Annotated in this window: 16 protein-coding genes; 10 read left to right on the top strand and 6 right to left on the bottom strand. The window is 71.9% G+C overall.

Going from position 1 to position 25084, the window contains the following annotated elements; all coding sequences use genetic code 11:
• The first annotated feature begins 3 nt into the window (after positions 1-3).
• From ACGFX9_RS06690 to ACGFX9_RS06680, 3 genes are all read left to right on the top strand, one after another.
• Complete coding sequence (locus ACGFX9_RS06690; protein ID WP_393465855.1) at positions 4-1548, top strand: hypothetical protein; 1545 nt, start codon at positions 4-6, stop codon at positions 1546-1548.
• Between the two features lie 67 nt (positions 1549-1615).
• Entirely contained in the window at positions 1616-2509 is an 894-nt protein-coding gene (locus tag ACGFX9_RS06685) for a hypothetical protein (RefSeq protein ID WP_393465852.1), read from the top strand.
• Between the two features lie 67 nt (positions 2510-2576).
• A complete protein-coding gene (locus ACGFX9_RS06680; RefSeq protein ID WP_393465847.1) occupies positions 2577-7358 on the top strand; it encodes a hypothetical protein in 4782 nt (1593 codons plus the stop codon).
• 9 nt (positions 7359-7367) lie between these two features.
• On the opposite strand, the gene ACGFX9_RS06675 is transcribed toward ACGFX9_RS06680, so the two are convergent.
• The 5 genes from ACGFX9_RS06675 to ACGFX9_RS06655 form a co-directional block, all read right to left on the bottom strand.
• Positions 7368-8495: an aromatic ring-hydroxylating dioxygenase subunit alpha gene (locus tag ACGFX9_RS06675; protein WP_393465840.1), complete on the bottom strand. Its 1128-nt coding sequence runs from the start codon at positions 8493-8495 to the stop codon at positions 7368-7370.
• 13 nt (positions 8496-8508) lie between these two features.
• On the bottom strand, positions 8509-9663 hold the full coding sequence (gene solA / locus ACGFX9_RS06670; protein WP_393465834.1) for an N-methyl-L-tryptophan oxidase: 1155 nt from the start codon (positions 9661-9663) through the stop codon (positions 8509-8511).
• 57 nt (positions 9664-9720) lie between these two features.
• Positions 9721-12162 (bottom strand): FAD-dependent oxidoreductase, encoded by a 2442-nt coding sequence (locus ACGFX9_RS06665; protein WP_393465830.1) that lies wholly within the window; start codon positions 12160-12162, stop codon positions 9721-9723.
• Positions 12159-13244 carry an S-(hydroxymethyl)mycothiol dehydrogenase gene (locus ACGFX9_RS06660; protein ID WP_393465825.1) on the bottom strand — a complete coding sequence of 362 codons (1086 nt, stop codon included), beginning with the start codon at positions 13242-13244 and terminating at the stop codon, positions 12159-12161. The genes ACGFX9_RS06665 and ACGFX9_RS06660 overlap by 4 nt, the downstream gene beginning before the upstream one ends.
• A gap of 220 nt (positions 13245-13464) precedes the next feature.
• Positions 13465-14316 (bottom strand): IclR family transcriptional regulator, encoded by an 852-nt coding sequence (locus ACGFX9_RS06655; RefSeq protein ID WP_393465819.1) that lies wholly within the window; start codon positions 14314-14316, stop codon positions 13465-13467.
• 191 nt (positions 14317-14507) lie between these two features.
• On the opposite strand from ACGFX9_RS06655, the gene ACGFX9_RS06650 reads away from it, so the two are divergent.
• On the top strand, positions 14508-14828 hold the full coding sequence (locus tag ACGFX9_RS06650; RefSeq protein WP_160503688.1) for a bifunctional 3-phenylpropionate/cinnamic acid dioxygenase ferredoxin subunit: 321 nt from the start codon (positions 14508-14510) through the stop codon (positions 14826-14828).
• Positions 14825-15982 (top strand): NAD(P)/FAD-dependent oxidoreductase, encoded by a 1158-nt coding sequence (locus ACGFX9_RS06645; protein WP_393465813.1) that lies wholly within the window; start codon positions 14825-14827, stop codon positions 15980-15982. Before ACGFX9_RS06650 ends, ACGFX9_RS06645 begins: the two co-directional genes overlap by 4 nt.
• A gap of 54 nt (positions 15983-16036) precedes the next feature.
• On the opposite strand, the gene ACGFX9_RS06640 is transcribed toward ACGFX9_RS06645, so the two are convergent.
• The gene (locus tag ACGFX9_RS06640) at positions 16037-16516 is read right to left on the bottom strand and encodes a hypothetical protein (RefSeq protein ID WP_393465807.1); all 480 of its coding nucleotides are present in this window, start codon (positions 16514-16516) and stop codon (positions 16037-16039) included.
• 439 nt (positions 16517-16955) lie between these two features.
• Between ACGFX9_RS06640 and ACGFX9_RS06635 the strand changes: the two genes are divergently transcribed.
• Genes ACGFX9_RS06635 through ACGFX9_RS06615 form a run of 5 tightly spaced genes read left to right on the top strand, consistent with a single transcriptional unit; the run spans position 16956 to position 25035 of the window.
• Positions 16956-19856, top strand: coding sequence for a nitrate- and nitrite sensing domain-containing protein (locus ACGFX9_RS06635; RefSeq protein ID WP_393465803.1), 2901 nt, complete (start codon positions 16956-16958; stop codon positions 19854-19856).
• Positions 19853-20293 (top strand): roadblock/LC7 domain-containing protein, encoded by a 441-nt coding sequence (locus tag ACGFX9_RS06630; RefSeq protein ID WP_393465796.1) that lies wholly within the window; start codon positions 19853-19855, stop codon positions 20291-20293. Before ACGFX9_RS06635 ends, ACGFX9_RS06630 begins: the two co-directional genes overlap by 4 nt.
• Before the next feature lie 9 nt (positions 20294-20302).
• Positions 20303-20707 (top strand): DUF742 domain-containing protein, encoded by a 405-nt coding sequence (locus ACGFX9_RS06625; RefSeq protein WP_361844008.1) that lies wholly within the window; start codon positions 20303-20305, stop codon positions 20705-20707.
• A 25-nt stretch (positions 20708-20732) separates the two neighbouring features.
• Complete coding sequence (locus tag ACGFX9_RS06620; RefSeq protein ID WP_393465785.1) at positions 20733-24449, top strand: hydantoinase B/oxoprolinase family protein; 3717 nt, start codon at positions 20733-20735, stop codon at positions 24447-24449.
• The gene (locus ACGFX9_RS06615; protein ID WP_393465782.1) at positions 24430-25035 is read left to right on the top strand and encodes an ATP/GTP-binding protein; all 606 of its coding nucleotides are present in this window, start codon (positions 24430-24432) and stop codon (positions 25033-25035) included. The genes ACGFX9_RS06620 and ACGFX9_RS06615 overlap by 20 nt, the downstream gene beginning before the upstream one ends.
• Positions 25036-25084: the final 49 nt, after the last annotated feature.

Genomic DNA, 25084 nt, shown 5'->3' with positions numbered 1-25084 from the left:
ACCGTGACTTCGCCTGCCGTAACGGACACTGCTCCGCCCCAGCTCAGCGCGGGGCCGAGGCCCGCTCTGGGCCCGGCCGCCGACGAGGGCCTGGCGCGGCGGCTCCGCGCGCTCGCCTGCACGGCGCCGCTGCACGACCTGGACGTGCGCAAGGCCAACCTCGCGGGCGAGTACTCGGTGTACGCGATGGCGGAGGTGGCCCTCTCCGCCATCGACCTCGTCACACTGAACATGGACTTCGACACCGGCGCCGATCATGAGCAGATAGTGGCCAGGCTGATTCCGCGCGTCGCCGCCCAGGCCCCGCGGCGCCCCGCCGCCGAGCACGAGCGCGTGGCCCGCTGGGTCCTGGAGAACCTGATCAACGTCGGCAGCGTCGACCGCGGCTTCCGCGCCGTGTACGGCACCTTCGCGCCCGACGGCACCTATGTGCGCAGGGACTACGACTTCAAGCTCATCGAAGAGGTCCCCGGCTACGGGGGCGGTGTCTATCTCCGTACGACGGACGAAGCCGTCAACGTCCTGGTGGGCGCCCTCGACACGGACGTCACGAGCGCCCAGATCGCCGCCGAGGTCAAGCTCGAGGTGCTGATCAGCCGCGGCCGTCTCGCCGACGCCCAGCTCGCCGCGGAGCAGGCGCGCTACCGCACGGTGCAGTATTCGGAGACGCTCCGCAGAGCCCTCGACGCGACCCGGCGCAACGTCCGGGCGGTGGACTGGCTCGAATCCGTCCCCGACATGATCGCGGAGGCGCTCGACCACGTGGCCGACCGCTACCGCCACGAGAACGCCATCCTGACCAACATCCGCAAGGCCCGCGACGAGTCAGAGGCTGTTTTCGAATCGAAGGCGGGCGAGCACAAGCGCCGCGCCGCCGAGCTGGTGGACATCGTCAAGGACTGCATCCGCCGCCACACGCAGCTGCAGTCCCGGCTCCTCGACGCGGGCCCGCTGTTCCGCGCCGAGCAGGACCGCCAGGCTTTCGCGACGCCCACCGCCAAGTCCGGGCTCGATCTGTACGGCCAGCTTGTCGCGCCCCTCCTGCCGCTCCCGGTGGAGCAGGCGAGCCGCGTGACAAACGCGTTCTTCGCGCACGGCACGGGGCTGCGCACGCCCGTCTCCGTCCGCGTCGGTGACCTCGTCGACATACTGCTCACGCCGCCGCAGGAGCGCGAGCACCTGGGCGTGGAGATGCCCGAGCCCGACCTCATCGCCACACCTGACGACAGCCGCTTCAGCGAGGAACAGCTCGCCAACGCCATGGAACTGCTCGACCTGCCGTCCGACGCGCCCCGCCGGCTCTCCGGACTGCTCGCCGACGCCCGGCTCCAGGATCCCGAACTGCCCTACCTGGTCGCCCTGCTCGCCGTCCACGCGGCAAGCCCGCCGGTCGGCACCGCCTACCGCCAGGGCGAGGAGAAGCTCCTGTTCGCCGTGGACGACGGCACCGAACTCGACGACAAGGAATTCGGCGGCGCCGACCTCATCGTCGGCACGGCGCTCCTCGACGCGGCCGGCATGGCGGCCGGCCGGACGGAGGCCACGTGAGCACCCCCGGCACACGACACCTCACACGCCACCCTCTCCCGTACGACCGCCGCAAGGAGCACCAGCCGTGACCGAGCACCCCACAGAGCACGCCGCGTGGGGCGAGCCGGACGCGGCGGCGGCGCCCGCGGCGACCGCCGCCATCACCCCGGCCGACGCCGCCGACGCCGCGCGTCTCGTCGCCTTCGGGCTCCAGCCCAAGCTGCAGCCCGCCCGCGACCAGGAGTACGCCGAACTGCTGCGCCGCTACCGTGAGGACCCGCCCTTCGCGCGGCTCGCCGACGCCGTCGCCACCGGGCTCGGGCTCGTCGTCCTCGAAGTGTCCCCGCGCGCGGGGATGGCCGTGACGGCCGCCGAGGACTCCGTGTTCGCCGTCCGCATGGGCGACTACGCACGCCGCACGGCCGCCGACTCCACCGACCGCTTCCTGCACGGCCTCGCCCATCTCGCCGTCGCCGCCTTGGCATTCCCGCGCCCTGAGGACCTCGCCGACGACGGATACATCGGCAGGGTCACGGTCAACGGAGTCGACGCCTTCGTGCGCCAGGCCTGCCACCGCCTTGAGGAGCGCGCCGAGGAGCACGGCGAGAACACCGACCCGGCGACCGACGCCCCCGGCCTTGAGGCCGCCTGGCGGATCTGGGCACGGCGCAGCTCGACCGGCGCCACCAAGGACGCCCGGCGCCTCGCCGGGTCGACCACCGGGATCATCGCCAAGGCCGTCGCGTTCCTCACCGACTCCGGGTTCCTCCAGCGCACGGGCGACGACTCCGGCGGGACGTACCGCACCACGGCCCGCTATCAGCTGCAGGTGCGCGACATGGCGGGCGCCGCCGCGATGGCCGAGCTGTTGGAACTCGGCATCGTGCCCGTCACGGACGGGTCCGCGACCCTGCTGCCTCCCGACGAGTCCGACGATCTGGAGCTGGCCGCCGACGCGGGCCTGCCGTTCCACTCCTGACGTCGCCGCCCCGCCCGCCTCACCACTTCCTGCCGTTCCGCACGACTTACGACGAGAGTCCGCCGCCATGTACGAGCTGTCCCGGGTCCGCCTCTACTCCATCGGCCCCGCCGGTGCGCGCTACGCCGACACCGTGCTTGACCTGCGCGGCGTCGGCGCGGAGGTGCCCGACCCCGCGCCCGCCCAGGCGGAGTTCTTCGAGGACGAGCCGACCGGCCCGCCGCGCCGCCCGGCGCCCGCGGGCGTGCTCTTCCTGGAGAACGGCGGCGGCAAGTCCGTGCTGCTCAAGCTGATCTTCTCGGTGATGCTGCCGGGCCACCGGAACACCCTCGGTGGCGCCAGCTCCGGCGTCCTGCGCAAGTTCCTCCTCGCCGACGACTGCGGGCATGTCGCCCTGGAGTGGCAGCACACGCTGACCGGCGAGTGCGTCGTCGTCGGCAAGGTCAGCGAATGGCGCGGACGGCAGGTCTCCAACGACCCGCGGAAGTTCGCCGAGGCCTGGTACTCCTTCCGGCCGGGCCCCGGCCTGAGCCTGGACTCGCTGCCGGTCGCCGAGTCGACCGCCGTCCGGCCGTCCGTGGAAGGCGTCTCGGGCGCGCAGGGCAGGCGGCGCACCATGAAGGGCTTCCGCGACGCCATGACCGAGGCGGTCAAGGCGTACCCCCACCTCGAAGTGCACTGGGAGGAGATCCACGACCGCTGGATCGAACACCTCGGCGATCTGGGCCTTGACCCCGAACTCTTCCGCTACCAGCGGGAGATGAACGCCGACGAGGGTGAGGCCGCGGGCCTCTTCGCGGTCAAGAAGGACTCCGACTTCACCGACCTGCTGCTGCGCGCCGTCACGGACACCCGCGACACGGACGGCCTCGCCGACCTCGTCCACGGCTTCGGCAACAAGCTGGGGCGCCGCTCCGAACTCATCGCCGAACGGGACTTCACCGCGGGCTCCGTCGACCTGCTGGGTCGCATCGTCGACGCCACCGACGCGCGCGCGCGAGCGCGTGACGTGCACGCGGGTGCCGAGCGGCGCACCCGGACGCTCGCCCGCCGCCTCTCCGCGCGCGCCGTCGCCGAGCGGGGCCGCGCCGGGGAGCTCGCCGAGCGGGTCACCGCCGCCGCGCGGACCGTCACCACGGCGGAGGAAGCACGCGGCAGCTCCGCGCTGATCTCCGCCGAACTCGCCTTCCGGCACGCCTCGTTGGCGCTCACCGTCGCCGAGAAGGCCGCCGCGGCGCAGCGCCGTGAGCTCGCCGACGCCCGCCAGCTGCACTCCGCTTGGCAGGCGGCCGAAGCCGTCCTGCGGCACCGCGCCGCGGCCGACCGCTCCGCGCGCGTGGCCTCCGCGATCCTGGAGGCCGAGCGGGACGCGGCGCCCGCGCTGGCCGCCCGTTCCAAGGCGGCGGCCGATCTCGTCCGGGTCCTGCACACCGCGGCCGAAGGCGCCGAGTCCCTCGCGAACGAGGAGGAGGAGCGCTCGGCGGCGCTCCAGGAGACCGGCGAGGCGGCCCACCGCGACGCCACCGTCGCCGCGACCGAGGCGCAGCGCGCCCGCAGCGAGGCCGGACACCTGCGCCAGCGCCTCTCCGAAGTCGAGCAGGAGACCGCGGAGGCGGTCCGCGCGGGCTGGCTCGACGACACCGCACCGGACGCGGACCCGGCACGTGCGGCCCTGGCCGCGAGCGACGCCGAGAAGGCCGCGGGCGCCGCCTGGGACACCGCCCGCGAGACCTCGCTGCGCGCCACCGAACACGCCAAGGACGCGGCCGCCGCCGAGGCCCGCGCCGAACTCACCGCGGCCCGCGCCTCGGACGCGGCGGACGCCGCCGAGCACGCGTACGACGCCGAGCGCCGCGCCGCGGAGTCGATCGCCGAGGATGAGCGCGTCGCCGAACTGCTCGGCCTTCCGGGGGCGGTCTCCCCGCGCGGGGTTCCGCAGCCGCGGCAGGGCGCGGAGGCCCGCGGGGACGGCTCGTCGGACGGGGAAGACACGGGTTCCGCAGCCCCTGGAGCCATGGGCTCCGCAGCCCTCGAAGCCGCGGGCTCCGGCACCGCGACGGCCGCCTCCGCCGAGCGCCCGGGTGCCCGCACCGCCACCGCGTCGCTCCCCGAAGGCCCCCTCTCCCTCTCGGAGCTCGACCGCAGCGCCGACGACCTCCGCACACTCCTCGACGACGGGGTCGCATCCGCCGAGCGGCAGCTCTTCGAACTGCGGACCGCCGCCGCCGACGACTCCCGGATCCTGGCCGCCCTCGGTGACGGAGGGCTGCTGCCCCCGGGGCCCGACGTCCTGGCCACCGTCGAGTTCCTCGGCGAGCACGGCATCCCCGCGCTCCCCGGCTGGCGCTACCTCGCGCAGGCCGTCGACCCCACCGACCACGCGCGCGTGCTCGCCGCCCGGCCCGAGTTGGTCGACGGCGTCGTCATCACCGACCCCGCCACGCACGCCCGTGCCCGAGAAGCGCTCGCCGGAGCCGCCCTGCTGCCCCGCTCCGCCGTCGCCGTCGGCACCGCGGCCGCCCTCCTCGCCCCGACACCGAGCGAGGACGCCGGCGGCGGCTCCGACGGGAGCGTCTTCCTCGTACCGCCGAACCCCGCCATGCACGACGAACACGCCGCAGACGAAGAGCGGACGACGCTCCGCGCGCGGGCGGCGCGGCGCGACGAGGAGATCAGGGCGCTCGCCGTCCGCCTGGCCAAGGACCGCGAGCTCGCCGCGCGGCTCGCCTCCTGGCGCGGCGGCTGCCCGGCAGGCCGCATCGAAGAGCTCGCCGCCGCCGCACGCGACGCGCGCACCTTCGCCGAGGAGGCCGAGGCCGAGCTCGTCGAAGCCCGTACGATCCGGGCCGAGGCCGACGAGGCGGCGGCCGAAGCGGCACGCGCGCGTGACGAGCGGCAGGAAGCCGCCCAGCGCGCGCGGCGCGTCGCCGACGCCCTCGCGGGGCTCGCGTTCCGCCTGCGTGAGCGCGCGGGCTGGCAGACCAAGCTCCGCGAACTCGCCGAGGACGCCGTCGAGTCGGAGGCCCGCGCCCAGACCTGCCTGGACCGTGCCCGCGCCGCCGACGAGGACCGCCGCGCCGCCCAGCGCGCCGCCGACGACGCCCGCCGCACCGCCCGCGCCCTGCGCGCCGAACGCGCCGAGATCGCGGGCGCCCCCGAGGACCTGCCGGAAGACACCAGCGCCCCCAAGACCTCGCTGCCCGCCCTCCGCGAGGCCTACCGCGCCGCCTCCCAGCTCTACGAGAAGGTCGGCGTCGGCGCCGACCTGCGCTCCGAACAGGCCCGCGCCGAGAGCGACGAGAGCGGCGCCCTCGCCGAGCTCGACCGGCTCAGCAACAAGGTCCGCACCCGTGCCGCCCTCCTCCTGGAAGGCACGGACGGCTCCGACGGCCCCTCCCGGCAGGCCGCGTCCGCCCGCGCGGAGGCCCAGGTCCAGCTCATCGAGACCCGCGCGTCCGCCGCCAGCGAGCAGCTCGGCCGGCTCCGCGGCGAGGCCGAGCGGCTCGCCCCGCAGGATGACGCCGACGCACACACCGAGCTCCCCGAGGACCTCGTCCCCGCCGACGCCGAGCACGCCCAGGCCCTCCTGCGCACCGCCACCGGTGAACTGGCCGCCCACACCGAGGCGTTGAGCCAGGCCAAGGACGCGCACGCCACCCTCCTGCACGCCCACCGCGCCACCGAGGAAGCCGCCGGCGGCTTCGACGAGACGGCAGCCCTCCTGCGCGACCTGCTGCGCGAGCCGCACCAGGACACCGAGGGCGCCGCGGCGGCCGAGGAGCCCGAGCCCTATCCCGGCACCCTCGAAGAGGCCCGCAACGCCGCGGCCGAGGCGCGGCGCTCCCTGCGCGGCTGCGCCGCGGACCTCTCCGCCGCCGAGGCCGCCGTCCGCGAGGCCGGCGACATCCTCGTACGACATGCCAACTCCACCCGCTACGAACAGGTGCGCACCCCCGCCCGCCAGCAGATCCGCGAACTGCCCGCGTCCGCGCTGCCGGAGCACGCCAAGAAGTGGGCCGACGCCTTCGCGCCCCGCCTGCGCGTGCTCACCGACGAGCTTGAGCAGCTGGAGCGCAACCGCGACAGCATCGTGGACCGCCTGCGCGGGCTCGTGGAGTCCGCGCTCGCCACGCTCCGCTCCGCGCAGCGCCTCTCACAGCTGCCCGAGGGCCTCGGCGAGTGGTCGGGCCAGGAGTTCCTGCGCGTCCGCTTCGAAGAGCCCGACCAGGCCACGCTCACCGAGCGCCTCGGTGAGGTCATCGACGAGGCCACCCGGGCCGCGGTCAAGAAGAACTCCGACCTGCGGCGGGACGGAATGTCGTTGCTCCTTCGCGGAGTTCAGGCCGCCCTTGAGCCGCGCGGCATCGCCGTGGAGATCCTCAAACCGGACGCAGTGCTGCGCGCCGAGCGGGTGCCGGTCGGGCAGATGGGAGACGTCTTCTCCGGCGGCCAGCTGCTCACCGCCGCCATCGCCCTGTACTGCACGATGGCCGCGCTGCGCAGCAACGACCGGGGCCGCGACAAGCACCGCCACGCCGGCACGCTCTTCCTCGACAACCCCATCGGCCGCGCCAACGCCACATATCTGCTTGAGCTCCAGCGGGCCGTGTCGGACGCGCTCGGCGTGCAGCTGCTGTACACCACCGGCCTGTTCGACACGACCGCGCTCGCGGAGTTCCCGCTGGTCATCCGGTTGCGCAATGACGCGGACCTGCGTGCGGGCCTGAAGTACATCAGCGTCGAGGAGCACCTGCGGCCCGGCCTGCCGCAGCAGGACCCGGCCGAGGAGACGGTGCACGGGGAGATCACGGCGACGCGCATGTACAAGCGCCCCGCGACCGCCCCGTAGAACGACCGGCTAGGCCAGCCGACCGGTCAGCCACTCATGAAACAGCCCGATGTGATGCTCGGTCGGGACCAGCACCCCGCCCCCGCGGTAGGCGCGTGACGCCATCGCGGGCTGGGTGCGCTCGCAGGCCTCGAAGTCCTGTTCGTTCACCCGGTGGAAGAGCTCCACGGACTTGGTGAGATCGACGCCGGACGCCACGACCTCGGGCGCGTACAGCCAGTCGCACTCGACGACCGTGCGGTCCTCGGCCAGCGGGAACATCCGGTGCAGGATCACATGGTCGGGTACGAGGTTGATGAAGACGGTCGGCTTGATCGTGATCGCGTAGTAGCGGCGGTCCTGATCGTCGGCCACTTCGGGGAGACGGCCGAATCCCGGACTGCCGTCGACGGTGAAGCCGCTGACCTCCTCGCCGAACGAGGCACCGTGCCCGACGTAGTACTGCGCGGCGAACCCGTCCGCGAACTCCGGCAGGACATCGGTCAGTTCGGGGTGGATGGTCGCGCAGTGATAGCACTCCATGAAGTTCTCGACGATCAGCTTCCAGTTGGCGCGCACGTCATACGTGACGCGCTTGCCGAGGGCGAGTGACTCGGTCCCGTAGTGCTCGATGGACGCCGTCTCGCCGAGGCGTTCGACGGCCGCTCCGATGACGGTCTCCTCGAAGGAGGGCGGCTCGTCGGCCAGACACACCCAGACGTAACCGAGCCACTCCCGCAGGGCGACCTTGACCAGGCCGTACTCGGCGCGGTCGACGTCGGGCATCTTCACCAGGTTCGGCGCGGCGATCAGCTTGCCGTCGAGGTCGTACGTCCATGCGTGGTACGGGCATTGGAGCGCGCGGCGCACCTCACCCGACTCCTGGGTGCAGAGCCGGGCGCCGCGGTGGCGGCAGATGTTGAGGAAGGCACGCAGCTCTCCGGCACGGGAACGGGTGACCAGAACGCTCTCGCGGCCGATCTGGACCGTGCGGAAGGCACCGGGTTTGCCGAGGTCGGCGGCGCGCACCGCGCAGAACCAGAGGGACTCGAAGACGCGTTCCTGTTCCTGCCGGAAGATCTCCGGGTCGGTGTAGAAGTGGCCCGGGAGCGTGGTGATCAGGCTGGTGGCGGACGGTGCCGCGGGGGTCGTCGTCACGGTGGCGTACTCCTCAGGCGGGCGTGGCGGCAAGGCGGCTGGGGTCGAAGAGTTCGATGGGGTGCTCGGTTGCGCCCCGCAGCGCCAGATCGGCGACAATCTCGCCGACGACGGGGACGAATTTGAAGCCGTGCCCGGAGAACCCGGCCGCCACGGTGACCGAGTCCGGGTGGGCCGGGTGGCGGGCGATGACGAAGTGCTCGTCGGGCGAGTTGGAGTACATGCAGGTCGCGGCCTTGAGGAACTGGCCGGGCAGGGACGGGATATGGCGCGCCATGTGGTCGGCCATCGCCGAGACCTCATGGTCGTGGACCGTACGGTCGATGGTCTCGGGTGTGCAGACGGTGCCCTTGCGAAAGAAGGCGACCTTGGCGCCGAGCTCCGGGCCGTCGATGGCGGGGAAGCCGTAGACCTGCACGTCGTCCGCGTCCTCCCAGATGTAGATCGGGTGGTGCCGCGGAAGGAAGGGCCGCACACCGCCGCTTGGCTGGAACCAGTACATGACCTGCCGCTCGATGGTGAACGGAACCCCGATGTCGGTGAGCAGCCCTGGTGCCCAGGCCCCCGGACAGATCACCAACTGACCTGCCGTATAGGTGTCTTCGGCGGTATGCACGCGAACGCCGCCCCGGTACGGCTCCCAGCGCGTCATCGGCTCCTCGAAGTGCAGGTCGGCTTCCTGTCGCGTGGCGAGCTGAAGGTGCGCGGCGACGGTGTTCTCGGGTCGGACGAGCCCGGCCCGCGCCTCGTACAGCGCGACCTCGTCGTCGCGCGGGCTGAGCGTCGGGAAGCGCCGGCGTATCTCGGTCGCGTCGAGCATCTCGTGGGGGAGGCCCCACTGCTGGGCCGAGAGCAGCGACCCGGAGACGGTGCGGCTCTCGGGCCGGCCGAGCATCACACCGCCGCACAGGGTGGCGATCTCGCGGCCGGTGTCGCGCTCCAGTCGTTCGTACAGTTCGTACGAACGCAGCAGCAGCGGGACGTACGCGGGGTCCTCGAAATAGGACTGCCGGGTGATGCGCGAACCCCCGTGGCTCGAACCGCGGCTGTGGACGGGTCCGAACTTCTCCAGGCCGAGGACACGGGCTCCCCGCGCGGACAGATGGTGGGCGGCGGCGCTGCCCATGCCGCCGAGGCCGATCACGATCACGTCATAGGTGGGGGACACGGGGCTTCCTCCAGAACGCTGAGGGACTGCTGAACGCCGAGGGACTGCTAGCGGCGGCTATCGGCGGATGCGGGTCATCTTCGGGTCGAACAAGGGCTCTTCGGCGACCGTCGCGGGCACCTTCTCGCCGAAGTACTCGATGTGGACGCCCGACCCCGTCTCCAGCGGCGGCAGCCACGCGTAGGCGACGCAACGGCCCAGCGTGTAGCCGTAAGAGGCGCTGGTCACGTACCCGGCCGGTGCCCCGTCGACGTAGACCGGCTCCCTGCCGAGGACGACGGCGGCCGGGTCGTCGAGGAGCAGGGCGGTGAGTTTGCGAGTGGCGGGGCCGAGTTGTTCGAGCGCGGCACGGCCCACGAAGTCGCCCCTGTCCATGCGGACGGCGAAGCCGACCCCGGCCTCGTACGGATCGTGCTCGGTGGTCATGTCATGACCCCACGCGCGATACCCCTTCTCAAGACGCAGGCTGTTGAACGCCGACCGCCCGGCCGCGATCACGCCGTGCTCCTGCCCCGCCTCCCAGAGCGTGTCCCAGAGGCGGAGCCCGGTGTCGGCGCTCGTGTAGAGCTCCCAGCCCAGCTCACCGACGTAGGAGAGGCGCATCGCGGTGACCGGGACATGGCCGATATAGGTTTCCTTGGCCCTGAAATAGCCGAACCCCTCGTGCGAGAAGTCGTCGCGGGTCAGCGGCTGGACGAGCTCGCGGGCGAGCGGACCCCAGACGCCGACGCAGCAGGTGCCCGAGGTGATGTCCCGCAGGTGTACGTCGTCGGGGGCGTGCCGCTGCAGCCAGTCGAGATCGGCCGGGCTGTTGGCGCCGACCTGGAAGCGGTCAGGGGCGAGCCGGGCCACCGTGAGGTCGGACCGGATGCCGCCCGCCTCGTCCAGGAGGAGGGTGTACGTGACCGCACCGGGCTTCTTGGCCAGGTTGTTGGAGGTCATGCGCTGCAGGAAGGCGAGCGCTCCGGGCCCCGACACCTCCAGGCGGCGCAGGGGAGTCATGTCGTACAGGGCGACCTTCTCGCGGGTCGCCTTCGCCTCGGCTGCCGCGATCGGCGACCAGTGGCGGGCCGACCAGGCGTCGCGTTCGGGGACCTCGACGTCCGCGAGGAGCGGGGCGTTCGCCTCGTACCAGTGCGGACGCTCCCAGCCGCCGCCCTCAAGGAAGTACGCGCCCAGCTCCTCCTGCCGGGCGTAGAAGGGGCTGACCCGCAGCGGTCGCGGCTGCTCCATCGGCTGCAGCGGATGCAGGACGTCGTAGACCTCGACGAACTGCTGTGCGCCGCGGTCGGCGACGTACGCGGGAGAGCGCTGGGCATCGTCGAAGCGGGTGAGGTCGCAGTCGTGTACGTCGATGGAGGGCCGTCCGTCGACCATCCACTCGGCGACCGCCTTCGCGACACCTGCCGAGTGAGTCACCCACACGGCCTCGGCCAGCCAGAAGCCGCGCAGCGCACGGGATTCGCCGAGGACGGGCATGCCGTCCGGGGTGAAGGAGAAGACGCCGTTGAAGCCCTCCGCGACCTCGGTGCCGCGCAGCGCGGGAAGCAGTCGGCGGCAGTCCTCCCAACTGGGCGCGAAGTCCTCTTCAGTGAAGGGGTACGAGGACGGCATCTCATCGGAGTCGTCGTACGCCGGGACGGTGAACGCGTCGACGGGCAGCGGTCGGTGGGCGTACGAACCGATGCCGATGCGGTCGGTGTGCTCACGGAAGTACAGATCACGGTCCTGGAAGCGGAGGATCGGCTTCGAGGCTTCCGTGCGCGGGTCGTTGACGCCCGCGAGCTCGGGGAGCGGCTCCGTCTTCGCGTACTGGTGGGCGAGGGGCAGCAGCGGTATGCCGACACCGGCCATGCGGCCGATCACCGGACCCCAGAAACCGGCCGCCGACACGACGTGGTCGGCGGGGAAGCTGCCCCGGTCGGTGACGACGGCGGTGACCCGGCCGCCCTCCTGCTCGATGCCCGTCACGGTGTGCCGGTCGAGAAAACGTGCTCCACGCGCGCGTGCCCGCTCCATCTGCGCGCGGCAGGCGAGCACGGCGCGGGCGAGCCCGTCGTCGGGGGTGTGCAGGCCGCCGAGGACGATGCTCTCGTCGATGAGCGGCCACATCTCCTTGCACCGGGCCGGGCCGACCAGCTCCGCGCGGACGCCCCAGGAGGCGGCGTACCCGGCCTTGCGGTGCAGATCGGCCCAGCGCTCCGGCGTGGTGGCGAGTTCGAGGCCGCCGACCGGGTTGAAGCAGGAGAGGCCGTCCACCTCGAGAGCCCCGAACTTCTCGACCGTGTACGTCGCGAAGGCGGTCAGGGTCTTGGAGGGGCCGGTCTGGAAGACGAGGCCCGGGGCGTGCGAGGTGGAGCCGCCGGGGGCGGGCAGCGGGCCCTGTTCGAGGACGGTGACATCGGTCCAGCCGCGGGCGGTCAGCTCGTCGGCGAGGGAGCAGCCGACGATGCCGGCGCCGATGACGACGACGCGGGGTGTCGAAGGGCGGTCGCTCACAGGACCACCACCGAACGCAGGACCTCACCGCGGTGCATCCTGCCGAAGGCCTCCTCGACCTGGTCGAGCGTGATGGTCTCGGACACGAACCCGCCGAGGTCGAGCCTGCGGCTGAGGTACTGGTCGATGAGGATCGGGAAGTCCCGGGTCGGCAGGCAGTCCCCGTACCACGAGGACTTGAGGGCGCCGCCGCGCGAGAACAGATCGATCAGGGGCAGGTCGATGGTCATCTCCGGGTCGGGCACGCCGACTTGGACGAGCACGCCCGCGTGGTCGCGCATGTAGAAGGCTTGTTTGTACGTCGACGGGGTGCCGACCGCGTCGATCGCGACGTCGACCCCGAAACCGCCGGTGAGTTCGCGGACCGCGTCGACCGGGTCCGTGCCACGGGAGTTGACGGTGTGCGTGGCGCCGAACCGTGTCGCCCCGTCGAGCTTGGCCTCGTCGATGTCGACGGCGATGACGCGGCGCGCGCCCGCAAGGGAGGCCCCGGCGATCGCGGCGTTGCCGACACCGCCGCAGCCGATGACCGCCACGGTGTCGCCCCGGCCCACCCGGCCGGTGTTCACGGCCGCCCCGTATCCGGCCATCACCCCGCAGCCGATGAGTCCGGCGGCCTCGGGGCGGGCCGCCGGGTCCACCTTCACCGCCTGTCCCGCGGCGACCAGGGTCTTCTCGGCGAAGGCGCCGATGCCGAGGGCGGGGCTGAGGGGGGTGCCGTCCATGAGGGTCATGGGCCGGGTGGCGTTGCGGGAGTCGAAGCAGTACCAGGGGCGGCCGCGCAGGCAGGAGCGGCAGGCCCCGCAGGGCGCGCGCCAGGCGAGCACGACGTAGTCGCCGGGGGCGAGATCGGCGACGTCGGCGCCGACCGCCTCGATGGTGCCTGCCGCCTCGTGGCCGAGCAGGAACGGGAAGTCGTCGTTGATCGCGCCTTCCCGGTAGTGCAGATCCGTGTGGCAGACCCCGCAGGCCTGCACGGAGACGAGTACCTCTCCCGGTCCGGGATCTGGCACGACGATCGTCTGCACCTCGACGGGTGCGCCCTTCTTCGTGGCGACGACGGCACGGACCTCGTGTGGCACGGCCAGGCTCCTCTGCTGTTGCGCACTGCACGACGGGTTGCGCTATGAGAGACATACTGGGAACGCCATCAAGAGGCCGTCAAGGGGTGGGAGTTAACCCTTGGCAAATCAGCTGGGCACGGCGAAACGCGATCGAGACACGGGGCGTGGCCGACACGCAGCGAGGGCGGAACCGGGGTTTCCGGTTCCGCCCTCGTCCCGCGCGCCTGGTGACCGTTGGTCAGAAGCCGTAGCCCATCCGCCGCGACAGCTCCACGGCGGCGGCGACCGTGCGCTTGGCCAGCTCCGTGAGGCGGTCCTCGGTCAGGCGGTACACGGGCCCCGACGCGCTGAGCGCCCCGATCACCTTGCCGTCGTGCGCGCGCACCGGCGCGGCGACCGCGGCCAGGCCGACCTCCAACTCCTCCACGGCGATGGCGAAGCCCTGGTCGACGACGTTCTCGAGCTCGCCGCGCAGCGCCACCATCCCGGTCACCGTGTGCTCGGTCAGGCGTGGCAGCGTCCGCGCGATCAGGCCCTCGCGCAGCGTCGTCGGCAGGTGGGCCAGGAGGATCTTGCCGCTGGAGGTGGCGTGCAGCGGGGTGCGCCTGCCCAGCCAGTTCTGCGCGGTCACGGACGCGGGGCCGCGGGCCTGCATGATGTTGACCGCGGCGTCGTCGTCCAGGATCGCGATGTTGACCGTCTCGCCCAGCTCGTCGGCGAGGTCACGGCAGACCGGGCCGCCCTCCTGGGAGATGTCCAGACGCACTGCCGCCGCCCCCGCGAGGCGCAGTACGCCGGCCCCCAGGAAGTACTTCCCGCGGTCCTTGGCCTGGCCGACAAGGCCCCGGTTCTCCAGGACGCCGAGCAGCCGGAAGGCCGTCGACTTGTGCACCCCCAGCTCATCGGCGATCTCGGTGACCCCGGCCTCGCCGAGCCGGGCGAGTATCTCCAGGACGCTGACGGCGCGGTCCACGGACTGGACGGACGCCGGGGCCGCTTTCGGCTGCTTCTCGCGGGACTCGGGTCGGTTTTCGGGGCGATCCTCGCGCGGCTCCTCGTTCTGATCAGGCTGTTTCCGCGTGCCGGTCATATCTCAACTCTCACCACCTGGCGGCCGGTTGAAGCCGCATCTTCGGGAAGCCCTTGACGCGACGGGCTCCCCGACTGGACTCTGTTGCGTATAGCGCTCCCTCGTGCGCCATGTGAAACATCATGTTACCGAAGGGTCCTGGACCGGGAAGGTGTCAGGACCGGGCCGAGAGAGATCAAGAGGGGGGCCCAATGATTCCCGTCTGCCGCCTTGAAGACCTCCCCGCGGGCGAATCCGTCCGTGTCGACACCACTCCACCCATCGCGGTGTTCAACGCCGACGGCGAGATCTACGCCATCGACGACACCTGCAGCCACCAGGACGCCTCTCTCTCCGAGGGATGGCTCGAAGGCTGTCTGGTCGAATGCCCGCTCCATGCCGCCTCATTCGATCTCCGTACCGGGCGGCCGACCTGTCTGCCGGCCCGCCGCGCCGTGCGCACCCACCGGGTGAGCGTCGACGACGGCACGATCCACGTCCACCTCGTGGCCGAGGAGGGTTCCGCCGCATGAGGACCATCACCGTGGTGGGCGCCTCGCTCGCCGGGCTCTACGCGGCGCGCGAGCTGCGCGCCCAGGGATTCGACGGGCGACTCGTGATCATCGGCGACGAGCCGCATCCACCGTACGACAGGCCGCCGCTGTCCAAGGACTTCCTCACCGGCAAGGCCGACGAGGCCCAACTCGCCCTGTCCGACGCCGAGGAGACGACCGAACTCGCCGCCGAGTGGCTGCTCGGGGTGCGGGCCCGCGCCCTGGACCCGCGAGGCCGCACCGTGCTCCTCGAAGACGGCAGGACCGTCTCGGGCGACGGGGTGGTCATCGCCACCGGAGCGTCCGCGCGCCGCCTGCCGGGGCCACAGCTGGCGGGAGTGCACACCCTGCGCACCCTGGACGACGCCCGCGCCCTGCGCGCGGAACTCACCGCAGGGCCGCGGCGGGTCGTCGTGATCGGCGGCGGGTTCATCGGTGCCGAAACAGCGTCATCCTGCGTGGCGCTCGGGCATGACGTGACGGTCGTCGAGGCCGCCCCGCTGCCGCTCGTCCCGCAGTTGGGCGCGGACATGGCGGCCGTGTGCGCGGGGCTGCACGCGCGCGGGGGAGCGGAGCTGGTGACCGGCATCGGTGTGGCCGCACTGCACGGCCGCACGGCCGTCCGCTCCGTGGAACTGGCCGATGGCCGCCTGCTCCCCGCCGATGCGGTCGTCGTCGGCATCGGAGCCGCACCCAACACCGGCTGGCTCGCGGGCTCCACCCTCGCGCTGGGTGACGGAGTCCTCTGCGACGACGGCTGCGTCTCCGCGCTGCCGCAGGTGGTCGCCGTGGGCGACGTCGCCCGAGTGGGCGGCTCACGCGCCGAGCACTGGACGAGCGCCACGGAGCAACCCCGCGTCGCCGTACGCAACTTGCTGGCGGGCCACACCGCCGAGACCGTGCGTCCCGCGCCCTACTTCTGGTCCGACCAGTACGGCTCGCGCATCCAGTTCGCCGGGCGGCGGCGCGCCGAAGACACTGTGCGCCTCCTCGAAGGGTCCCCGGACGAGGGGAGTTTCCTCGCCGCGTACGAGCGGGACGGGCACACCACGGCGGTCCTCGCCATGGACCGGCCACGTCCGTTCATGCGGGCGCGGCGCGGGCTGAAGGCGGCGGTGCCGGCCGGGGTCTGACCCCCGGTGGGCCGCCCCGTTGGTCCAACCTCGGAACTCCCGGCAGCCGCGCTCCTAGGAGTGCGACAACTGCCCCGCCCTGCCGCGCCTGCGTATGCGTCCCTCACTGCGCGCGGCCGTCCGGGCCTGCCGACGCGCCCGGCGCCGCTCGCGCCGCAGCTGACGCGCCGTGCTGCTCGGCACCGACACCACCCCGTACCGCTGGTTCCAGACCTGGCGGGTCACCCACACGTCGAGGACGCCCCAGGTCGCGACCACGGTGCTGGCCACGCTGCTGAGCACCATCGGGAAGGACAGCCAGGATCCGGCCAGCGTGCACAAGAACGCCGTCATCGCCTGAAGGAGGGTCAGGGCCACGATGATCACGGCCCGCACCGCGGCCGTACGCACCGGATCGGGCAGCCGCCGTCTGCGCGCCGGCTCCTCGACCCACAACTCCCTGCGGTCCTCCGGCTCGCCGCGGTACTCACCCGACGGACGCGCGGATGCCTCGTACGCGTCTTCGGCGGTCCTCTGGCGCTCTGCCGTGCCCATCAACTTGTCACTCCCCGATGCCCCGCGGGCCGTTCGATGAGATGTCGGCGGACCCGACTCCCCAGTGGGTGCCCGGTATACGCGGCTTTACGCCACCTGGATACGGCATGCGGTCTCTGGCGCCCGCTGCCCCAACTCCCGTACTGAATGACGAATGGGAAGCCGGGAAGATTCCCGGGCGGTTTCGGGAAAGCGAAGAGATCCGGCCAACTGGGGGGAGCGCCAGGAGTGACTGTGCCGAGTGGCATGTGCCACAGGCGGGATGCAATCTCCCGAATTGGAGGGACAACTGGTGACGTCCCTTTTGCGTCACGGCTGAAATCCGTCCGGACACGCCTTCGAGTTGCTCCTGGGTCAGTAGTAGGCTCACGCCGTTTGTTGACGCACATGTGTGCCCCTGGCCATAGCGCGGCCACAGGGGGCCGATCTGGGGGAGGCCATGCGCTTTCGCGGGAAGTCCATCCGCCGGAAGATCGTGGCATTGCTGCTGGTGCCGCTCATTTCACTGACCGCGATGTGGGGTTTCGCCACTTACATCACCGGTCAGTCGGCCAAGGACCTCATCGACGTCACGAACGTCGTCGACAAGATCGGCTACCCGATCGAGGACACCGCCCGGGTCGTCCAGCAGGAACGCCGCCAGACACTGGTCTATCTCGCCGACCCCCGTGCCTCCGACGCGCTCGCCGCACTGCGCCGCAGCCGCAGCGCCACCGACGACATGGTGGCCAAGGTCGTGGAGAACGCGGCCGACCCTGACGTACGCGGCGAGGTCACCGGGCAGTCGGCGGACCGGCTCGCCTCGCTCCTCGACTCCTTCGAAGGCATCGAGTCGCTGCGCCGCACGGTCGAGGAAGGCACGATCACGCGCGCCGGCGCGCTGAAGATGTACACGAAGCTGATCGACCCGTGCTACGGCTTCCTGATGACCCTCCACGGTCTCGACGACGTGAAGATGGACCAGCAGGGCCGGGCCCTCGTCGGGGTGGCACGCGCGCGTGAACTGCTCTCCCGCGAGGACGCGTTGCTCGGTTCCGCGCTCGTGGCGCGTCGCCTCACCAAGGCCGAGCTCCGGCAGATCTCCGACCTCAGGGCCCAGCGCAAACTGCTGTACGAGGTCAACCTCGCGCAGCTGCCCGGGGACGAGCGCGCCAACTACGAGCGTTACTGGAACGGCGCCGAGACGACCGAGCTGAGGGCCGCGGAGAAGGACGTCATCGAGTCCGCGGCCGGCACCCCGCGCGTCGTCACGGCGGCCCGCTGGGACGCCGCATCGGGCAAGGCCCTGAAAGATCTCGCCGAGCGCGACAAGGCGGCGGGCGACCGCTTCCAGGAGCGGGTCGAACCGGTGGCCGTCGGCGTCATCGTGCGCGTGGCCGTGGCGGGCGTGTTCGGTCTGCTCGCGCTGTTGTTCTCGGTCTTCATGTCGATGCGCATCGGCCGCAGCCTCATCCGCGACCTGCGCCGGCTGCGCCTGGAGGCCCATGAGGCCTCCGGAGTCCGGCTGCCCGGCGTGCTGCGCCGCCTCGCCGCGGGCGAGCAGGTCGACGTGGAGACCGAGGCGCCCCGCCTCTCGTACGAGAAGGACGAGATCGGCCAGGTGGGCCAGGCGCTCAACACCCTGCAGCGCGCCGCGGTCGAGGCCACCGTCAAACAGGCCGATCTGCGCCGCGGCGTCTCCGAGGTGTTCGTCAACCTCGCACGGCGCAGCCAGGTGCTCCTGCACAAGCAGCTCACCCTGCTCGACACCATGGAGCGCAGGACCGAGGACACCGACGAACTCGCCGACCTCTTCCGCCTCGACCACCTGACCACGCGCATGCGGCGGCACGCCGAGGGCCTCGTGATCCTCTCCGGCGCCGCGCCGTCCCGCCAGTGGCGCAAGCCCGTCCAGCTCATGGACGTCGTCCGCGCGGCCGTCGCCGAGGTCGAGGACTACGAACGCATCGAGGTGCGCCGCCTGCCGCGCATCGCCGTCACCGGCCCCGCGGTCGCCGACCTCACCCACCTGATGGCGGAACTCTTGGAGAACGCCACGGTGTTCTCGCCGCCGCACACCGCGGTGCAGGTCCTCGGAGAGCACGTGGCCAACGGCTTCACCCTGGAGATCCACGACCGTGGCCTCGGCATGGCGGCCGACGCGCTCCTGGATGCCAATCTCCGCCTCGCGGAGACACCGGAGTTCGAACTCTCCGACACCGACCGGCTCGGCCTCTTCGTAGTGAGCCGCCTCGCCCAGCGCCAGCGCGTACGCGTCTCCTTGCAGCCCTCTCCGTACGGCGGCACCACCGCGGTCGTGTTCATCCCGGAGACGCTCCTCACGGACGACGTACCGGACACGAACGGCATCGGTTTCCGCCTCGACCGGCCGCAGCCCAAGGAGGCCGTGGGCCGCGACACGTCGGGCGACAAGCAGGCCGCGCTCGGCCAAGTCCCCGTGCAGCTGCCGGGATTGCCCTCCTCCGTCCTCGACGGCCCCGTAGAGCTCGAGGCGCCGGTCGGCATAGCGGGCCTCGACCCCTTCCCGGGCGCCCTCGGCGACGAGGACAGCGAGCGTGGCGGGCTCTTCCGCCCGCGCCGCCGCATGGCCGGCATCCCGGGGGACGAGCAGCACCAGCAGGCCCGCGACGAGCGGGAGACGGGCGAGCGTGAGCCCGCCCGCACCGACGACGCGGGCATCGCGGACGCGGTGCCGCTGCCCCGCCGCAGGACCCCGAAGCTGGTCTCCTCCCACGGCCGCCCCGTGACGCACAGCAGGCCCCGTGGCGCGGCGGAGGACGACTCGGCGGCCCCGGAGCGCCCGGAGCGCTCCGAGCGCCCAGAGGCCCCCATGGGGCGCCCCCAGGGCGGCGCCGTGGACCGGGACAGGAGCGGCGGCGCCGAAGCCGACGGCCTCGGCCTGCCGCGCCGCCCCGAGCCGCAGTCCGCCTGGCCCGACCTCTCCCCGCCGCACCGCGACGTCACCGCGGCCGACGACGACCCGCAGCCGGACCTCCCAAGGCGCGGCAGGCGCACGGAGGCACGGAGCACGGAGAGCCCGTCCCGCACCGGGACGGCACCGGGCGCCGAACAGGCGCCCGCCCTCGCACCCGGCGGACTGCCCCGGCGCGTCCGTCAGGCCAACCTCGCCCCGCAGTTGAAGGACGGGCCGGAGCAGCGTACGGAACGGGACTCGGCCCCGGCCAGGACCAGGCCGGAAGAGCGTGACGCCGATGAGGTACGCAGCCGGATGGCTTCGCTCCAGCGTGGCTGGCAGCGTGGCCGTGAAGAGAACGCCGGGGGCGAAGACGCCTTTGACGGCACAGCACCAGGAACGACATCTGAGGGGGACGGTCGATGACCGCACCGAAGGCCGACGCACGTACCGCCACACCCGGGGCAGGGAGAGAGCTGAACTGGCTCCTCGACGACCTGGTGCAGCGGGTCGCCAGCATCCGCAAGGCGCTCGTGCTCTCCGGCGACGGTTTGCCCACCGGCGTATCGCAGGATCTGACCAGGGAGGACAGCGAGCACCTCGCGGCTGTCGCCTCCGGCTTCCACAGCCTCGCCAAGGGCGTCGGGCGCCACTTCGAGGCGGGCCGGGTCCGCCAGACCGTGGTCGAGCTCGACGACGCGTTCCTCTTCGTCACGGCCGCGGGTGACGGCAGCTGCCTCGCCGTCCTCGCGGACGCGGACTCCGACGTAGGTCTGGTGGCGTACGAAATGACGCTGCTGGTCAAGAGGGTGGGTGTGCATCTGGGTACGGCGCCGCGCACCGACCTGCCCACGGGAGGGTAGCGGGAGGGTATGAGCGAAGACGGCACAGGGACACAGGGGACCCATCGCTGGTTCGACGACGACGCCGGGCCCGTGGTGCGCCCGTATGCCATGACGCGCGGCCGGACCACCAGTCCGGCGCAGCACCGTCTCGATCTGATCGCCGTGGTCATCGCCGAGGCCCGCGCCGGTGACCCGGAGGCGGACCGGACGCTGTCCCCGGAGCACGTGGACATCGTCGGTCTCTGCCGTGACAGCCCCCAGTCGGTCGCCGAACTGGCGGCCGAACTGGACCTTCCCATCGGCGTGATCCGCGTCCTCATCGGCGATCTCGTCGACGACGAACTGGTGCACGTGACACGTCCCGTACCCCCCGCGGAACTGCCCGACGAGAGTATTCTGCGCGACGTGATCAACGGCCTCCGGGCGCTCTGAGCAGCGCGGAAGCGGGGAGTGAGACGTGACAGGCTGGCAGTTCTGGGTGGACAGGGGCGGCACCTTCACCGACGTCGTGGCGCGGCGGCCCGACGGCCGTCTGCTCACGCACAAGCTCCTGTCGGACAACCCGTCCCGCTATGCCGACGCGGCCGTCGCGGGCATCCGCGAGCTCCTCGGTGAGGCCCGCGACACTCCCGGAGGCTTAGGGAGCGCTCCCGGCGGTGTACCCGACGTATCCGATGTCCCCATCGACTCCGTCCCCATCGACTCCGTCCCCATCGACTCCGTCCGCATGGGCACCACCGTCGCCACCAACGCCCTCCTGGAGCGCAAGGGAGAACGCACCCTCCTGGTGATCACCCGCGGCTTCGGCGACGCCCTGCGCATCGCCTACCAGAACCGCCCCCAGATCTTCGCCCGCCAGATCGTCCTCCCGGAGTTGCTGTACGACCGGGTCGTCGAGGTCGACGAGCGCGTCACCGCGGACGGCGAGGTCCTGCGGACACCCGACCTGGAGTCGCTCGCCGGGCCGCTGCGCCAGGCCTACGAAGACGGCATCCGGGCCGTCGCGGTCGTCTGCGTGCACAGCCATCTGTACCCCGCCCACGAACAGGCCGTCGGCGACCTGGCCGTGCGCACCGGCTTTCCGCAGGTCTCGCTCTCCAGCGAGGTCAGCCCGCTGATGAAGCTGGTCCCGCGCGGTGACACGGCCGTCGTCGACGCGTATCTGTCGCCCGTCCTGCACCGCTACGTCCAGCACGTCTCGAACGAACTCCGGGGCGTGCGGCTGATGTTCATGCAGTCGAACGGCGGCCTTACTGAAGCGGGCCAGTTCCGCGGCAAGGACGCGATCCTGTCAGGGCCCGCCGGTGGCATCGTCGGCATGGCCCGCATGTCGCACCGCGCGGGCTTCGACCGCGTCATCGGCTTCGACATGGGCGGCACGTCCACGGACGTGTCGCACTACGCAGGCGGCTACGAACGGGTGTTCACCACGCAGATCGCGGGCGTGCGGCTGCGCGCCCCGATGCTGGACATCCACACGGTCGCCGCGGGCGGCGGATCCCTCCTGCACTTCGACGGCAGCCGCTACCGCGTGGGCCCCGATTCGGCGGGCGCCACGCCAGGCCCGGCCAGCTACCGGGGCGGAGGGCCGCTCACGGTCACCGACGCCAACGTCGCCCTCGGACGCGTGCAGGCCGACCATTTCCCGCGGGTGTTCGGGCCGGACGGCGACCAGCCGCTCGACGAGACGCTCGTACGCGAACGCTTCACGGCCCTCGCCCATGAGGTCAGGAAGCACACCGGCGACGACCGCACTCCGGAGCAGGTCGCCGAGGGCTATCTGCGGATCGCCGTGGCGAACATCGCGGCCGCCGTCAAGCGCATCTCGGTCCAGAAGGGTCACGACGTCACCCGCTACGCTCTCACGACGTTCGGCGGTGCGGGCGGCCAGCACGCCTGCATGGTTGCCGACTCGCTCGGCATCCGCACCGTCCTCGTACCACCGATGGCAGGAGTGCTCTCGGCGCTCGGCATCGGCCTGGCCGACACCACCGCGATGCGTGAGCAGTCCGTGGAGGCACGCCTCGAACCGTCCTCGATGCCCCGCGTCCTGAAAACCGCGGACCGCCTGGAGGAAGCGGCCCGTGCCGAACTCCTCGCCGAGGACGTGCCCGAGGACAGCATCCGCGTCACCCGCCGCGCCCAGCTGCGCTACGACGGCACGGACACCACGCTGACCGTGGAGCTCACGGAGCCCGGCAGCATGACCCGCCTCTTCGAAGAACGCCACCGCACCACCTACTCCTTCACCCTGGACCGCCCCGTCGTCATCGAGGCCCTCTCCGTGGAGGCCACCGGCCTGACGGAGCAGCCCGACCTCTCCCCACTCTCCGGTGACGCCCGTCGCGGCACTCCCCGGACCGTCAGCCTGCACACGGGCGGTACCTGGCGCGACGCGCCCCTCCACCGCCGCGAGGAGCTGCCACCGGGGGAGAGGGTCACCGGACCCGCGATCATCACCGAGGCCGGCGCCACGACGGTCGTGGACGAGGGCTGGCAGGGGGCCATGACACCCGAGGGACACCTGGTCATGGAACGCGTGGCGGTGCCCGAGGGTTCCGGCGTGAGCACCGCGGCCGACCCCGTCCTGCTCGAAGTCTTCAACAACCTCTTCATGTCGATCGCCGAACAGATGGGCGCCCGGCTGGAGTCCACCGCCCAGTCGGTGAACATCAAGGAGAGGCTCGACTTCTCCTGCGCGCTCTTCGACCCTGACGGCAATCTCGTCGCCAACGCCCCGCACATCCCCGTACACCTGGGCTCGATGGGCACCAGCGTGAAGGAGGTGATCCGGCGCCGCGGCACCGGCATGCTCCCCGGGGACACCTACGCCGTGAACGACCCCTACCACGGCGGGACCCACCTCCCCGACGTCACCGTCATCACCCCGGTCTTCGACACGCAGGGAGAGCAGGGCTCTTCGGGACAGCGGATTCTCTTCTACGTGGCTTCGCGCGGGCACCACGCGGAGATCGGCGGCATTGCCCCCGGCTCCATGCCCGCGAACAGCCGCACCATCGAGGAGGAGGGCATCCTCTTTGACAACTGGCTGCTGGCGAAGGACGGCCGCTTCCGCGAGGCCGAGACCCTGAGCCTGCTCACCGATGCCCCCTACCCCTCCCGCAACCCGGCCACCAACCTCGCCGACCTGCGCGCCCAGATCGCCGCCAACCAGAAGGGCGTCGACGAAGTCGCCCGCATGATCGAGAACTTCGGGCTCGACGTCGTCCAGGCCTACATGCGGCACGTACAGGACAACGCCGAAGAAGCGGTGCGGCGCGTCATCGACGTCCTGGAAGAGGGCGAGTTCGTATATCCAACGGACTCGGGCGCCGTCATCCGGGTACGCGTCAGTGTCGATCGTGAAGCCCGTTCGGCGACCGTCGACTTCACCGGTACGTCGCCTCAGCTCGCCACGAACTTCAACGCACCCTTCGCGGTGGTCAACGCGGCGGTCCTGTACGTCTTCCGGACCCTGGTGGCCGAGGACATCCCGCTCAACGACGGCTGCCTTCGTCCGCTGCGCATCATCGTGCCGCCGGGCTCCCTGCTCGCCCCCGAGCCACCGGCTGCCGTCGTCGCCGGGAACGTCGAGACCTCACAGGCCATCACCGGCGCGCTCTACGGCGCCCTGGGCGTCCAGGCCGAGGGCTCCGGCACGATGAACAACGTCACCTTCGGCAACGACCGCCACCAGTACTACGAAACGGTGGCCTCGGGCTCCGGAGCGGGCGACGGTTTCGACGGGGCATCCGTCGTCCAGACCCACATGACCAACTCCAGGCTCACCGACCCCGAAGTCCTCGAATGGCGGCTTCCCGTACTCCTTGAGGAGTTCGCGGTGCGGCGCGGGAGCGGCGGCACCGGGAAGTGGCGCGGCGGGGACGGGGCCGTGCGCCGCATCCGGTTCCGCGAGCCGATGACGGTGTCCACCCTCGCGCAGCACCGCAGGGTGGCGCCGTACGGCATGGCGGGCGGCGGCCCCGGAGCGCTCGGGGCAGGCCGCGTGGAGAGGGCCGACGGGGGCGTCCAGACCCTCGAAGGCAGCGATTTCGCGGACGTGGGCCCCGGCGACGTACTCGTGATCGAAACCCCAGGCGGTGGCGGATACGGTCCGGCCCCGCTCGACACCACTGATCCAGGAGAAACGAGCGATGATCTTCAAGCGATCTGAGCGCGGCAAGGCCCCCGTCGAGCCGGTCACGCTGAAGATCCTGGTGGCAGGCGGCTTCGGCGTGGGCAAGACGACGCTCGTCGGCGCCGTCAGCGAGATCAAACCGCTGCGCACCGAGGAACTGCTCAGCGAGGCCGGCCGACCGGTCGACGACACCAGCGGCGTCTCGGGCAAGCACACCACCACGGTCGCCATGGACTTCGGCCGCATCACGCTCCGCGAGGACCTGGTGCTGTACGTCTTCGGCACTCCTGGCCAGGACCGCTTCTGGTTCCTCTGGGACGAGCTGGCCACCGGGGCGCTCGGCGCCGTGGTCCTCGCCGACACCAGGCGCCTGGAGGACTGCTTCGCGGCCGTCGACTACTTCGAGCGCCGCTCCATACCCTTCGTCGTCGGCGTCAACTGCTTCGAGGACGCCTCCCGTTACCCCGCCGATGCCGTACGCCAGGCGCTCGACCTCGACCCCGGTGTCCCCGTGGTGATGTGCGACGCGCGCGAGCGGCAGTCCGTCAAGGAAGTGCTCATCGGGGTCGTCCAGCACGCGATGGCCACGGCCGCGGCGGCGAGGGAACCCGCGACGACCTGACCCCGGACAGGGCCGCGGCCCGCACCCCCACCGACCGGGGTGCGGGCCG

This window comes from Streptomyces sp. NPDC048436 (assembly GCF_043200355.1).
GTDB lineage: Bacteria > Actinomycetota > Actinomycetes > Streptomycetales > Streptomycetaceae > Streptomyces.
The sequence above is the reverse complement of the archived record's forward strand: the minus strand, read 5'-3'. Positions and strand labels throughout refer to the sequence as shown.

Bases quoted from the DNA above. Each gene is read 5' to 3' on its own strand.
- ACGFX9_RS06680 (WP_393465847.1), top strand. From the start codon at position 2,577: ATGTACGAGCTGTCCCGGGTCCGCCTCTACTCCATCGGCCCCGCCGGT.
- ACGFX9_RS06655 (WP_393465819.1), bottom strand. From the start codon at position 14,316: ATGACCGGCACGCGGAAACAGCCTGATCAGAACGAGGAGCCGCGCGAG.
- ACGFX9_RS06650 (WP_160503688.1), top strand. From the start codon at position 14,508: ATGATTCCCGTCTGCCGCCTTGAAGACCTCCCCGCGGGCGAATCCGTC.
- ACGFX9_RS06645 (WP_393465813.1), top strand. From the start codon at position 14,825: ATGAGGACCATCACCGTGGTGGGCGCCTCGCTCGCCGGGCTCTACGCG.
- ACGFX9_RS06640 (WP_393465807.1), bottom strand. From the start codon at position 16,516: ATGGGCACGGCAGAGCGCCAGAGGACCGCCGAAGACGCGTACGAGGCA.
- ACGFX9_RS06635 (WP_393465803.1), top strand. From the start codon at position 16,956: ATGCGCTTTCGCGGGAAGTCCATCCGCCGGAAGATCGTGGCATTGCTG.
- ACGFX9_RS06630 (WP_393465796.1), top strand. From the start codon at position 19,853: ATGACCGCACCGAAGGCCGACGCACGTACCGCCACACCCGGGGCAGGG.
- ACGFX9_RS06625 (WP_361844008.1), top strand. From the start codon at position 20,303: ATGAGCGAAGACGGCACAGGGACACAGGGGACCCATCGCTGGTTCGAC.
- ACGFX9_RS06615 (WP_393465782.1), top strand. From the start codon at position 24,430: ATGATCTTCAAGCGATCTGAGCGCGGCAAGGCCCCCGTCGAGCCGGTC.